At 50.3% G+C, this 13,689-nt stretch carries 10 protein-coding genes; all 10 read right to left on the minus strand.

The window, feature by feature from the left end:
- Nucleotides 1-91 precede the first annotated feature (91 nt).
- The 10 genes from MHH48_RS19750 to MHH48_RS19795 all read right to left on the minus strand — a co-directional run bounded on the left by MHH48_RS19750 (nt 92) and on the right by MHH48_RS19795 (nt 13,685).
- Nucleotides 92-1,309 carry an MFS transporter gene (locus MHH48_RS19750; RefSeq protein ID WP_076321633.1) on the minus strand — a complete coding sequence of 406 codons (1,218 nt, stop codon included), beginning with the start codon at nt 1,307-1,309 and terminating at the stop codon, nt 92-94.
- 141 nt (nt 1,310-1,450) lie between these two features.
- The gene (locus MHH48_RS19755; protein WP_076321634.1) at nt 1,451-2,035 is read right to left on the minus strand and encodes a TetR family transcriptional regulator C-terminal domain-containing protein; all 585 of its coding nucleotides are present in this window, start codon (nt 2,033-2,035) and stop codon (nt 1,451-1,453) included.
- Nucleotides 2,036-2,097: 62 nt separating this feature from the next.
- Nucleotides 2,098-3,414: a CehA/McbA family metallohydrolase gene (locus MHH48_RS19760; RefSeq protein ID WP_076321635.1), complete on the minus strand. Its 1,317-nt coding sequence runs from the start codon at nt 3,412-3,414 to the stop codon at nt 2,098-2,100.
- A gap of 22 nt (nt 3,415-3,436) precedes the next feature.
- A complete protein-coding gene (locus tag MHH48_RS19765) occupies nt 3,437-4,303 on the minus strand; it encodes a carbohydrate ABC transporter permease (protein WP_009592464.1) in 867 nt (288 codons plus the stop codon).
- An 8-nt stretch (nt 4,304-4,311) separates the two neighbouring features.
- Nucleotides 4,312-5,184 carry an ABC transporter permease subunit gene (locus MHH48_RS19770; RefSeq protein WP_076321636.1) on the minus strand — a complete coding sequence of 291 codons (873 nt, stop codon included), beginning with the start codon at nt 5,182-5,184 and terminating at the stop codon, nt 4,312-4,314.
- A gap of 70 nt (nt 5,185-5,254) precedes the next feature.
- Nucleotides 5,255-6,688 (minus strand): extracellular solute-binding protein, encoded by a 1,434-nt coding sequence (locus tag MHH48_RS19775; RefSeq protein WP_076321637.1) that lies wholly within the window; start codon nt 6,686-6,688, stop codon nt 5,255-5,257.
- A gap of 22 nt (nt 6,689-6,710) precedes the next feature.
- Complete coding sequence (locus MHH48_RS19780; protein WP_076321638.1) at nt 6,711-7,724, minus strand: LacI family DNA-binding transcriptional regulator; 1,014 nt, start codon at nt 7,722-7,724, stop codon at nt 6,711-6,713.
- Nucleotides 7,725-7,991: 267 nt separating this feature from the next.
- On the minus strand, nt 7,992-8,402 hold the full coding sequence (locus MHH48_RS19785) for a DUF6157 family protein (RefSeq protein WP_076321639.1): 411 nt from the start codon (nt 8,400-8,402) through the stop codon (nt 7,992-7,994).
- 1,004 nt (nt 8,403-9,406) lie between these two features.
- Complete coding sequence (locus MHH48_RS19790; RefSeq protein ID WP_076321640.1) at nt 9,407-11,173, minus strand: glycoside hydrolase family 2; 1,767 nt, start codon at nt 11,171-11,173, stop codon at nt 9,407-9,409.
- A 37-nt stretch (nt 11,174-11,210) separates the two neighbouring features.
- The gene (locus tag MHH48_RS19795; RefSeq protein WP_256720451.1) at nt 11,211-13,685 is read right to left on the minus strand and encodes a family 43 glycosylhydrolase; all 2,475 of its coding nucleotides are present in this window, start codon (nt 13,683-13,685) and stop codon (nt 11,211-11,213) included.
- Nucleotides 13,686-13,689: the final 4 nt, after the last annotated feature.

Consider the following 13,689-nt stretch of genomic DNA (forward strand, 5'->3'; position numbering starts at 1 on the left):
TAATTGCTCATTATGCGTTATCAGCGATCCATATATCCTACAGAAAATTTCTAAGTTATCCTACAACCGCTTGATGAAAACATGCATCGCTTTATTTGCTGCCGCGCTCCACCCTACGTTCCGTCAAAAAGTAGAGCAAGGCCAAGGCCGGAAAAAGAACGCCAAGCCACATCGCCGCTTTCCAGCCGCCCATAGCGTATGCCCATCCCCCGGCTGCGGAGCCTATGGCCCCGCCGGCAAAAAAGATCGCCATATACAAGCCGTTCAGCCGGCTCCGTACCTCGGCTCCCAAAGAGAAAATCGCGCGTTGTCCCAGCACCAAATTGGCGGACACGCCCATATCCAGCAGGATAGCGGCAAGCACCAGGATCACGATAGAGAGCAGAGAACCGCCAGCAAACACAATCGGCAAAAGTCCCGATAATATCACCAGCACAATCGATATTCCGGTTGCAGGCCGGATCAAGCCATTATCCGCAAAGCGGCCGGCAAGAGGCGCGGCGGCCGCGCCCGATACCCCTGCCAAAGCGAACAACGCAACGCCTGCAGAGGAAAAATGATACAGCGGACTTGTTAATACAAGCGGCACCGTTGTCCAGAACAGACTGAACATCCCGAACAGAAAAGCGTGATACAGCGCCCTGCGACGTAGAATCGGCGTCGTTTTCAGCAGCCGCAGCATGGATGAGATGATGGCCGAATAATGATCGGTCGTTTGCGGCTTCCTTGCCGGCAGTACTTTGATCAAAACCAGAGCCAATACGAAGAGAATGGCGGATGACATCATAAAGATAGCGTGCCAGCCGAAATAATTTTCCACCAAACTCGAAACCGGACGGGCCAGCATGATTCCTAACAGCAGCCCGCTCATGACATTACCGACATTACGTCCTCTCGTCTCCTCCGGAGAGAGATGCGCCGCATAAGGGACCAGGATCTGGGCCGCAACGGACCCCACACCGATAAACAAAGAGGCGGCAAGAAACAGAGCGGCGTTTCGGGCTGCGGCAGCAAAGATTAAGACGATGGCCGTCAGAATCAGCAGCGTAACCACCAGTTTGCGGTTTTCAAGCAGATCTCCCAAAGGAACGATGAACAGCAAGCCGATCCCGTAGCCGATTTGGGTCAGCGTGACGATGACCCCGGCGGCTCCTGAAGATAATCCTATAGATGAGCTTATGGACTCAACCAAAGGCTGCGTATAGTAAAGATTAGCAACGATCAAGCCGCACGCAACAGCAAGAATCAGCATAATCCAGGGCGATGCGGAAATCTCCAATTTTCCCTTTGCATGTTCATTTGCATTCATGAGAAGCACTCCTTTTATAAAAATGTTAGTGTAACAATATCGGAACGTTCGTTCCAATATGGGGGGGGGTAAGTTCCCCTCCATTCTTAGTAAGGGTGGATTCAACTGGAACGATTGTTCCAGTATGATGAAAAAAAAGCTCTACAGCGATTCGATTACGGCGTTCATCATGCCGCGGACCTTATCGCTGTCGCTTTGGATCCTGGCCATCACGTTGATGCTGTGGTTGAGATTAAGCAGCAGGAACGATAACATTTTTATGTCTTTCTCAGGGGAAATTTCGCCCGTTTCCTGGCCCTTTTTTAATTTCTCATAGAACAGCTGCTCCAGCTCCGTAAAGCTTTGGCGAATCGTATTCTGCAAGGGCTCATCCATAGCATCGAGACCCACGGAAGCGTTCGTAATCAGACATCCGTTCGGGTAAGCTTCACCGTGCGTCGCAAACGCGTTGGTGATATGCAGTTCAAAATATTGGCGGATCCCGGTGATCGCAGAAGGGGCATGGTTCATCAGGTCGCGTTTTTTTTGCGACATTTTTTTGTATTGCTGGATGGCCTCAAAGTAAAGCGTCTGTTTATCCTGAAACGTTTCGTACATGCTGGATCTGCTTAATTCCATGGATTGCAATAAATCCGGTATGCTTGCCCCCTCGTACCCTTTCTCCCAAAAAACGATCATCGCTTTGCGAAGCACCTGTTCACGGTCAAATTCTTTGGTTCGTCCCATTCCTACCTCCTCCTTCTCAAGACGAGTATAAACTAATCGGAACGAACATTCCAGTATTTTTTTCAAACCGTAATTTTCCCCGTACCTCCTTTTGAAGCAAAATAGATAGGGTTTGTCACTGCCGCCATCGACATGCCATCCGCCAGTCCGAATTGCCGCCAAACCTCTGCCCGCAAGAAGCTTCTATGCTTAGCGTCAAACGTCACTCTAGCGCCCCCTTCCGAGTCGACAGCAATTTCTTCCTCGAGACCGCGCTCGCTGTACAGGCGAATCAGATCGCCCACCTTTAAATCATCCAGTTGAATGACCACCTCGTGACCGGATTGCTCATATGGCACTTCATCTCCAATCCCGTAATCACCGCATTGAAGGTTGGCAAAAGGGCCGTCAGGAGAATTAGTAATCACGACGCGGCCTTCCTTAATACCGTTCAGGACGCCCTCCACCGTTTTTTCATCGGTCCAGACCCATACGCATGGCATCGCATGCTTCACATAGGAATCCGGTCGATGCACATCGCTTCCGCCTACGGCTACCAGGCGTCTCCCCGCGGCAAGCTGTTCCTGCCACCAAGAAAGCGCGCGTCTGTTGTGCTCTCTCCAAGGCCCGTTCCAAATTTCTACCCCGTCGTAATCCACATCGAAATCCCACTCCCACGGGCAGTTATCACAGTGCGTATGGTTCAGCACAATCTTGGCCCCCCGCTCGCGGGCGACTCGAAACTTCTCGTGAACATCGGATATGCCCGATACGCGAAAATCGTCCATGGGGCTCGTTACGCCAAGGAAATTACTATGACCATAATTCGTCGTAAACTCCGTACCCGGTATCATAAGCAACGAGGTACCGCGCGGATAGGCAAAGTTCTGGCTGCTCGTATTATGGTCGGTCATGGCGATAAAATCGCAGCCCAGGCTTTCCATAATGGCGGCATTTTCATCCAGCGTATAAGAGCCGTCGCTATGAACGCTATGCGTGTGAAGATCTCCCTTCAACCAGCGCCATGTCTTATAGGTAAACTCGATTTCTATCGTGACCAAACAACCCTGATCGGGCACCTTGTAGGCATTATGGAGAATAGCCCATTCTCCTGTGGACAACCTTCCGGGCAGATAACCCGGAGTGGCTGTATTCGGACCGATATTGAATGCCTGACGAGCCCCTCCGCTCCAGCCTCTTACTCTCTCGGCGTCCCGTATCCCTAGATCAATGACAGCTTTGGCGGAGTCGCCGCCTTGAGAATCCACCAGAAAACTTACGTGGATTTCTTCGACATCCGGAGGCATTTGGAACGGAATTTCGATGTACGAGCTTTGTTCCGAATACTCAATGAATCGTTTGAAAACCGATGTGCTGATCTTCCGCTCGAGTTGTGTCATATTGCTTCCTCCTCTTCTCTGCCTATTCTTTATTTGCGCCGACAAACATTCCTTTGACAAAATATTTTTGCACATACGGGTAGATGATGATGAGCGGGAGTAAGGCAATGACAATCCCCGCCATTCGGACATTGGTCGTGATCATGAAATTGCTCGAGGTCGAATCGGTATCGACGATGAGCGATTTCAGCGCGATTTGCAGCGTATATTTGGACGAGTCGTTAATATAGAGCACAGCCGGCGTGAATTGGTTCCAGCGACTGACAAACTCAAACAGCGTGACCGTTGCCAGTCCTGCGCTCGCAAGCGGCAAATACATCGTAAAGAAGATCCGAAGATCCCCCGCTCCATCGATCCGGGCCGATTCCGACATCTCGTAGGGAACGCTCAAAAAGAAATTTCGCATGAGCACGACGCTGAAGCCGGAGACGAAACCCGAAAGTATCAATGAGGACAGCGTGTTAAGGAGTCCTAAATCCTGATTCACGATATACAGCGGGATCATGATCGCCTCGCTTGGAATCATCATCGTCAGCAGGATCGCGGATAACATCCACTTTTTTCCGGGAAGTCCTTTCTGTATCAGGACATAGCCCGCCATGGAACTTAGGAAGACATGACCTAAGGTACCGACAACGGTCACAATGACATTGTTCGTAAAAGGCAAATAAAGCTTCATGCGGTTCCATACGGTGGAGAATCCCTCGAGGCTGAATTCCTTGGGCCAGAGTACGATCCCCGGCTGCATGGAAGCAAAATTGGATGAGAATGCAAGCGCGAGTGTATTGATAAACGGAATAACCATAGTTAAAACGAGCAAAAGGAGGAACAGAACATTGATCGTATCAAACAAACGGCCAGGCAGGCTTATTTTATTCATCGATTTCATATACCGACTCACCCTTCATCGTAGCGGATCACCGCTCTTGTTACATACGTCAGCGTGAATGTTGCCAAAATCACCAGGAAGCCGGCTGCCGTTGCAGGTCCAACGCTAAATTCCAATATCCCTTTTTGATAGGTGTACATCATAATGACGTCAACTTTCTTGGCAATGGCACCATTACTCATCACGAATATTTGATCGAATAAACGCAGGATACCCAGTACATTTAACATGATGACCACTTTCATGGTGGAGCGAAGCATCGGAATGGTGACGTAACGGACTTTCTGCCAACGACTGGAACCGTCCATGCTAGCAGCCTCATACAGCGAGGGATTAATGTTCACGATGGCCGCCAAGTACATAATGCAGGTATACCCCATCTCCTTCCAACCTGAAGTAAGGATCATGACGATGCGGGCATAACGGTCCGAAGACAGGAACCCGACCGACTGACCGCCGAAGAGCTGAATCATCTGGTTCACGATGCCTGTATCCGGAGACAACAGAAGAATCCACATCCCGCCTACGACCACCCAAGAGAATAGATGAGGTAAATAGACAATCATTTGGGTCATTTTTTTGAACCAGGCGGATGCCACTTCATTTAAGGAGAGTGCAAGAATCAGCGGCAAAAAGAAGTTGATGATAAAGCTTCCGGCGCCGATCACGACCGTATTCTGAAAAACTTCCCAAAACACCGGATCCTTCAGTACCCTCAGATAGTTATCGAAACCGATAAAGGGCCGGTCACCGATCAGCCGGTAATCTTGAAAACTGATGGCAAGTCCCCGGGCCAGCGGATAAAAGGAAAAGATGAGGAAATAGGCCAGGATGGGAAGCATCATAAAATATAGGGTTTTGTATTTGAATATGGCTTTCACGGAAATTCACCACCATGATCGAAAAATAAAGAGGGAGCGGCGTTAACACGAGCCCCCTCCTCTTCAAGCTTTAATCGATATACCCGCCGGCTTTAAGTTCTTCCCGCATTTTCTTTACGGCGTCGGCTGCCGGCTTCTCGCCCATGATCGCTTTGAAGGAATGTTCATTGATGATTTTCTCGGCATCCGCCCAATGGGAAGGCGTTAATTCCAAAGAAGCGTATTGATCGACGAGATCCTGCGCATCCTGCACGCCCGGCAGTTTACCGAAAGGCGCTTCAACGTTACGGTTGTACCAGAAAGGAACGCCATGGTCGGAGGCATGCTCTTTACCGGTTTGCGTCAGCGAATACTTACCGTTATCAACCGTGTAATCCACATCCTTGATACCTAAGCTGCCCAGGGTTATCCCTTCCTCGGAGTGCCACCATTCAATGAATTCGAAGGCCGTTTTCGGATGCTCGGCATTAACGGGAATCACCCATACGTCCGGATCGCCCCTGCGCAGCATGTGGTTGCCGTTCGCGTCGGCAGCACCAGGTAAGCCCTTCGCTTCGAATTCCGTATTCGGGTCTTGTTCATGGCGCGTGTTGTTCAGCATGCCTACCCAAGCGTCCCAATACGTAATCATGCCGACGCGGTCGGCAAGGAACAGGTCGCGCATTTTACCGGTGTCATTCGTGGTGAAGTTCGGATCCAGAATGCCTTCCTCAAACAGCTTGTTCAGCCATTCATAAACCGGGATGGCCGCATCCGTGGAATACGGAACGTCCAGCTTTCCGTCAGCGGTTTCCACATATCGTTGTTTCAGGCCTGCGGCGCTGAAGAAGCCCTGCAGTTCGTACATGCCGGCCGTGCTGAGTCCGTACGTGTCTTTTTTGCCGTTGCCGTCCGGATCTTGTTCGGTGAAAGCTTTGAGGACGTTGTAATAATCGTCCAGCGTTTCAGGCTCGGGCAGATTTAATTTGTCCAGCCAGTCCTTGCGAACGATCGGCATCGTTCCTCCTTGGTACTTGGTGAACACGCCGTAGATCTCGCCATCCTTCGTCTTGACTTGTTCCCACTCCTTGGCCGGAATGACATCGGGATCCGAAAGCACCTTGGAGCCGTTCACTTGATCGGTCAACGGTGTAAGAATTCCTTGATCAATGAAAGTGGACATTTTCTCTTTGCTGATCTGCAGCAGATCGAACTTTTCCCCGGAAGCGATGGCTGCCAGCAGCTTCTGGTCATAGTCAGCCGCTGGCTTGTTCATCGTTACCTTGATGCCGGTTAGACGCTCGATTTCCTGCTCGAACTGCGTATTCTCTTCAGGTGTTTTGCCGCCGATGACACCCGTCATGATTTTGAGCGTACGTTCTTCGGCATTCGATGCAGCTTGGGAAGCGGCATTGCCGCCTTCCTGTGTACTACTGCTGCCTGCGTTCGGGGAACAACCCGCAAGCAGCCCGCCGAACAGAGATACAGCCATGATTGCACTCATGATCTTGATTCTTTTTACCAAGCTAACCACTCCTTCATTGTCGTTAAGATAGAAATTTGCAGGATTCCCTCACAACCAGTTGCGCGGGAATGATGATTTGCCTGTGGATACGTTTATCGCTTATTTTCTCGAACAACAGCTTGGCTGCTTCAGCTCCGAGCGTCTCTGCCGACAATTCCACGGATGTCAGCTTTGGATTCATATCCTGAGCCAGAATAGCATCATTGCTGAGAGCGATGACCGATAGCTGTTCGGGCACCTCGATATCCAGCTCCCTGGCAGCCCTCAGCACGCCAAGCGCCACTCGATCCGTATCCGTAATGACTGCTGTATAGTTCATGTTCCCATAGGTGTTCATGATGGACATATATCCGTATTCCGTGCCGTTGGCATGCAGCTTGTGGTCATAGTACACCACATACTCTTCGGGCATCGGCAGGTCGTGTTGGCTATATGCTTCCGCCAAGCCATGTTTTCGATCATAGGACACGGTCATATCGGAGGATGCATTCAGGAAGAGCACGGTTTTATGTCCGCCCCGGAGCAAATAATCTCCGACCTGTTGAGCCACGTTGGTATTGTTGTTATCCACGTAACTGATCGTATCGTCATAAGGGTCCGACCGCCCTACCAGCACTAAAGGAGTGCCCATCATCAGGTACCGTTGAATTCGCAAATCATTTTTTCGCGGGTTGAGCAGAATGACGCCATCGACAGGATCCTGCGAATATAAAGTGGGATCCTCCTGCTCGGGCAAGGTGTCCAGAACTAGGCGGTACCCTTGCTTGGAGCATTCCTTGATGACCCCGTTAATCAGCTGAGTATCGAATGCCGTCATCGTCCCATCAGGCGGGAGAGGTATCTTGAGGCCGATGCTCATCGTCCTCTTGATCGCCAGGCTTCGGGCCAGGTGATTCGGGAAATATCCCAGCTCTTGGGCTACCTCTAGTACCCGTTCCGTCACTTGTTGGCTGATCGGCCTTTTTTTGCTGAACACACTGGACACGGTCCCCTTGGATACTCCAGCCATTCTGGCAACGTCGTCAATGGTAGCCATCTATCGTTGTTCCTTTCTCTAGCAGATTCTGATGGATTGCTGGATCATTAAACCGGTTTAATAACCCTACGTGATTGATTTTAAAAAAGAATAATTGAATAGAATGCAGGTTTATGTTAATTGAAAATTAAATCTTAGGAATGAAATCGTTTCTTTAGGCAAACAAAAAAAGCCGCCTATCAGGCGACTTGGTATGCACGTATATGATAGAGATGCCTTCCCAATTGAGTTCAGTTACCGTTAAAGTTTATCCTTCCGGTACATCCCCTAGGCTTTCTTTGAGCGCATCGCTTTACATTGAGCAATGCTTTTATCGTTCATGAGTTTGAGGTATTCGTCTGACTCTACGGCATAGATCGCGACTTTCCCTTCAGCGTCATGATGAATCCCCCAACCATAGCGCTTGCCTAAGGACGAGGTTCGGAGACAAGGCTGCCCTTTCGAAAAAAACTTCTCGCGTGCGGCTGCTCTTTCCGTTTCCGAGATCTGATTGCGCTCGGCAAACACTTCGAACAACACATCCTCTTGCGTGTATCGGTAAGGGTGGTTCGATAGCATCTCATACTGAATCACCGGTATGGTCTTAGACTCACCTTTAGCCTTCGGAATTATAGCCGCGCTAGCAGGGCAGTCTTCAGAAACTTGAATAAAGGTATTGTAATAATTCATATCTTTCATATTATAAGAATTACCTCCCGTTCATTTTTAGTTCTCTCTCATCCTGCCCTTTCCATATAAACATAATATCCTCATTTTCTTTGCAGAGATAGTGGTTTTCTCAGGACAACAACTTACGTCGTAACATAAAGTTCTCCCGTCTACATTGCATATTGTTCTCCTTACTAGAGATAACTTTTTGGATTGTAATATAATTTATTGTAGCGCCATTATATAAGACACATAGATGCACGACATGTTTCTTGTATCGCTATATATCCTTTCCAATTTATCTACTTTTGGAAATATTAATATAATCTGAATATTTATCGCCAGGTGCGAAAAATATTTAAATTATAGAGAAACCCATATGGGAAACCAATGATACTTTGGGGCATTTTACGAGATAGAAGCTGTTAGACTAACTCCGTGTGGACCGTGATTCCGCTATTTGTAAGCAAAGGTGCTAAATATAAGGTTAAACGGACACAGGTTCCGCTATTGCCTGCATATCACCCTAATAACAGGAAAAAGCCGAGAATAACGGATCCTGTGTCCGCGAAGTCTTGAATTTGGTACATTTATTCGGAAATAGCGGATCTCCTGTCCGCATACATCAGTGCACACCGCATACATCAGACGCACACTGCATACATCAGTACACACGCATACATCTGTTGCACCCTACATACATCAAATGCACACTGCATACTTCAGTGCACACTGCCCATCAATTGACCCGACGTTTGCATTTATTGAATAGGTATTGCCATTACCAGCTCTTTCGTGGAGTTTTTCGAGCTTATCCATTCTGTTCAGGTTGAGTTTCCGTCAAGCAACTCTTCATTATGGGCCTATATCCGGCACGTTGTATTTTCCCGTTATATGAAAAACAAACTCCAAAACGGCTGGAAGAAGCAGCAGGGACCCGTCGATTGACGAGTCCCTGTTCTGTCCATACCTATATCTCACGAGAAAACATAACCTATTCCAGAAAAAAGTATGGTTGTACGTTCTCTATTCGCTTACGCCAAGTTTATGCTTCGAATCGAGTCCATGTTCACTTTCGGTTTACGATCGATCGTCAGCAAGCCGTTCACTTCCTGCTGCACGTCCGTAATTTGTGTATAGCAGAATCCGCTCACGTAGGGTAAGTTTTTAATCGCTTGCGTAATTCCCTCGTATCGCTTCAAAAATTCCTCTTCGTTGCGAACCTGATTGCCGTAACCCCAACCCTCTTCGCTTGTGAAGGCGATGCCGCCATATTCGCTGATGATCACAGGCTGGCCTCGATAGCCATAACCCTGTGCGAATGGATAACGATGCTTGTTATGCGCAAATTCGTTGCCTAACAGCGCGTCTTTGTCCCGATATCGCTCTTCCAGCATAGCGCCTATCTCTTCATAATCGTGGAGTGTGATGATATCCGAAATCGTATGCTCCCAGCCATCGTTCACGATGACCGGCCGCATCTGGTCGAATGCCTTGGTCAAATGATAGATCGATTCGGTAAATTGCTGCTGCTTGCGGTCGGTGGCTATGTCGGTTATCCCCCAGGACTCGTTGAACGGTACCCATGCGATAATGGAAGGATGATTGTAATGCTGCCGGACAACAGCCATCCACTCATTCGTGAATCGCTCCACCGCATCGTCCCCGAATTCGTAGGTCGACGGCATTTCCGACCATACCAGCAGCCCTTTGCGGTCGCACCAATATAAGTAACGGGGATCTTCCAGCTTCTGATGCTTGCGCACGCCGTTAAAGCCGAGGGCAAGCGTTTTGTCGATGTCTTCCAGCAGCGCTTCCTCCGACGGAGGCGTCAGATGCGTATCGTTCCAATAGCCCTGGTCCAGCAGCAATCTCTGATAGATCGGCGTATGATTCAATATAATTTGATCGCCTACGATCCGGATGCTCCGCATGCCGAAATATGAATAGACCGTGTCGATGGGATTACCGTTTTGTTTCAGGATCATCTCGACATCGTATAAATTCGGATGGTTCGGATGCCATGGCTTGATCTTCCATTCCCCTACCGCTTCGTTGACGACGCTTACGTCAACCGTTAAGGTTCCTCGCTCCACACTCGTTTCCGTCGAGCGGATCAGCTTCCCGTCAAACCGGATGATCGTCTGAAGGGTTAATCCATCATAATCATGCCCGGAATTGCCGAGTTCGTAATGGAAGTTCGCTGCCCCGCGCTCAAGCTCAGGAGTTATTTTCACCCGGTTGATATGAATCGGATTCACGTACTCCATCCATACGGTCTGCCATATCCCCGTCGTCTGCACATACCAGCAGCCGAAGTTGTCCTTCATCCATCGCTGCTTGCCGCGCGGTTGGGTACAGCTGTTGCTGTCCACGGCTCGAACGGTAATCCTGTTCTCTCGGCCAAGCTCGACCGCCTCGGTAATATCGAAGGAAAAGGCTGCGTATCCTCCCTCATGCGTACCGATTTTGTTGCCGTTGACCCACAGGGTCGCCGAGTAATCGACCGCTTGAAAATGCAGCAAGACACGTTTGCCTGCTTCCTTAGCAGGTATGGCAACCATCCGCTCATACCATACGCAGGGATGGAACGATTCATCTGCTATACCGCTTGCTTTCGTCTCGAACGCGAAGGGGACCGTAATTTTGCGGTCGGCTTCAAGACGGTCGTACCACTTGCCACCTTCCCCTTCCCATGCATCGTCGAACCGGAAATCCCATTCCCCGTTCAGATTTTCCCAGTTTTCACGTACCAATTGCGGTCTGGGATAGTCTTTAATATATTTGTGCGAGCTAGACATTATGTTCCACTCTCCATCTTCTGTAAGTTTATCGTATCTATTTCGTACCTATGGATTCCACCGTCAAGTCGCCGAGCTCGATCTGCTCCGCATGTACCGATCGCAAGCCTACTCTCCCCTGCATGAATGCCTGGGGATCATCGTATGTCAGGACCGGCTCTTCCCCGTCCTGCACATATACGCGAATCGTGCCTCGGACCGCCTCAATGCGCAAGCTTACCGGCTCGTTTGGTTCCAGCGAAACCTTGACGCTATGCAGCAATTCGGAATCGTAATTATGTTTGTACAGCTCGAGTTTCGTCTCGCTGACCGCAAGAAAATATCCCATCAGCGAATCGCTCACTTGATCCCGGAAATCCGACTCGTTTGTCACTCGGAAGAGCACGCCCGCTTGACCGGACGGATCGTCCCCCAGCTTCAAGGTCGTTCGGATACGATAGTCGGTCCAAAGGGGGCTTCCTCCATATATCTTGGCATCGGAATCGGCAGCGCCGGCAAAACCACCAGTAGTTTCCATCCACTGGCCGTGGACATCCCCGGAGCTTGTTTGTTCCAGAAGATGCTCGAACTTGAACGTTTGCTCGTCGACCAGCTCGAAGTCCATCGTTTTCCATTCCATCGTATAATCGCTGTCCAATTGAACGGCAAGGCTATGTAATCCCTTTTCGAGCTTTAGGGATCCAACCCGAATTTTAACCCAAGGTTCGCTATCGGAGTAATGGCTGTCGTCCACTTTATAGTTTCCGGCTTTCTTATCGTCCACGAGCAGCTTGAAGGATGCCGGCCCCGCTCCGGCCTTGACCGTTAGGTCCAGCGCATACGTGCCGGATTCCGACACGTTCACCGCATAACGCAACCAGTCGCCTTTTTCCGTCAGCGATGCCGAGTAGCTCCCATCCTCTGCCACCTGGATCGCCGTACCGTCAGAACTACGCCATGCGCCTGCTGCCGATGGATGACGGACCGAGAATCCTCTGCCTTCGCCGCTTAAGTAATGCACCGCCTCAATGCTGCCCGGAAGCGGTTTTGCCGTTTCGAAGTCACTGCTGCCGGAAGCGTGATTCGAGAATGCCGTATACGAAAAGCTCGGCTTGCCGGTTTCGTATCGATAACCGATTTTGCCTGATCCAAACGGTTCCGCTGATTGATCGAGCTTCAGAGTGCCGTCCAGGTAAACCCGGAGCCGATCTTCTCCGCGCTCGACGCGAATCGTGTGCAGCTTGGACCAATCCGTGTCTTCGGAAATCCTCGCCGTTGCAAGCACATCGCGTGTTCCACCCTCCATCCTGCCCACGGATATCCGGTTTCGCTCGGGCTCGATTTCGGCGAATCCGTATTGATTCGCTTCCTGATACGCAAACAAAGCCGCGACGCGAGCCTTCGATGGGACCACGTTATATTCGGCCGTATACATTCGATCCGTGCTCTCCTTGCTCACGATTTGTGCCATTCCTCCAGAATTCACTGCTTCCCACCGGCTTTGATTGATGGCGGCTGCATCCAGCCTATCGGCAAAGACCGGCCCTCCCGGAACGTGCTGGTCGTAATTCGTAGGCCCCAGAATCTCCATCTTGTCTCCGTTGAAGACCAGCCTGTCGATGTTCATGCGACGGACAGGCGGGCCTTCCTGAGATCTTCCCGTCAAGTTATGATATACGAGATAATAGGAATCCAGATCGGGTCCGAGTACGGTCGAGCTGTGGCCGAGCCCGTAGAACTCCGGCTTGGTACTAATCACAAGCGGGTTGTTGACCGGAACGGTATACGGACCGAGCGGCGAATCATGGGACACGGCATAGTGAATGCGATAACCTTTGCTGAACACGTGATTGCCGGTATACGTCATGTAATAGGTTCCGTTCCGTTTGATAATCATGGACCCTTCCGTCCAATGTCCCAGATAGGGCCCTGGGATCGTCTGACCCACCCCGAATTCAGCGGGGCCGTCCATGGGAACGCCGACAATGCCTGACGAACCTGCATGCGTGAACAGCCATGAGCCGTCATCGTCGATAAACACCGAGCCGTCGATACTCATCCCGACGTTCTCGGAGATCCGTTCGAACGGGCCTGTCGGCGATTCGCTGCGAAACACATAATGCCCCTTTCCTGCCGGAGACGTATAGAGATAGAACCAGCCGTTCCAGTAAATCACTTCTGGTGCGTAGGCGCCGGTCGATACGGGATCCTCCGTCACCAGACCCGCATACCTCCAATCGACCAGATTGTCCGATATCCAAGCCTTGATGCCCGTCCGGTGATCCTTCGTGCTGACATACAGATAATAGCGGCCGTCATGCCGTAATACATAAGGGTCCCCATTGCCGTAATCCTCCCATTCTTCCTCTAGGGAAGGAAAAGGATTGGCGTACATCTTTTCGTTGTAAATGTCCAAATCGACCGCCTCCGGTTTCGTTCTTGAATCGCATCCCGACAATGCCAATCCGGCCAGTAATCCTAACGTGCCAAGACAACAAACGATCTTCGACAGGCGCGGCATACTTATCGGCACATGC

Source organism: Paenibacillus sp. FSL F4-0100 (genome assembly GCF_037993005.1).
Classification (GTDB): domain Bacteria; phylum Bacillota; class Bacilli; order Paenibacillales; family Paenibacillaceae; genus Paenibacillus_AQ.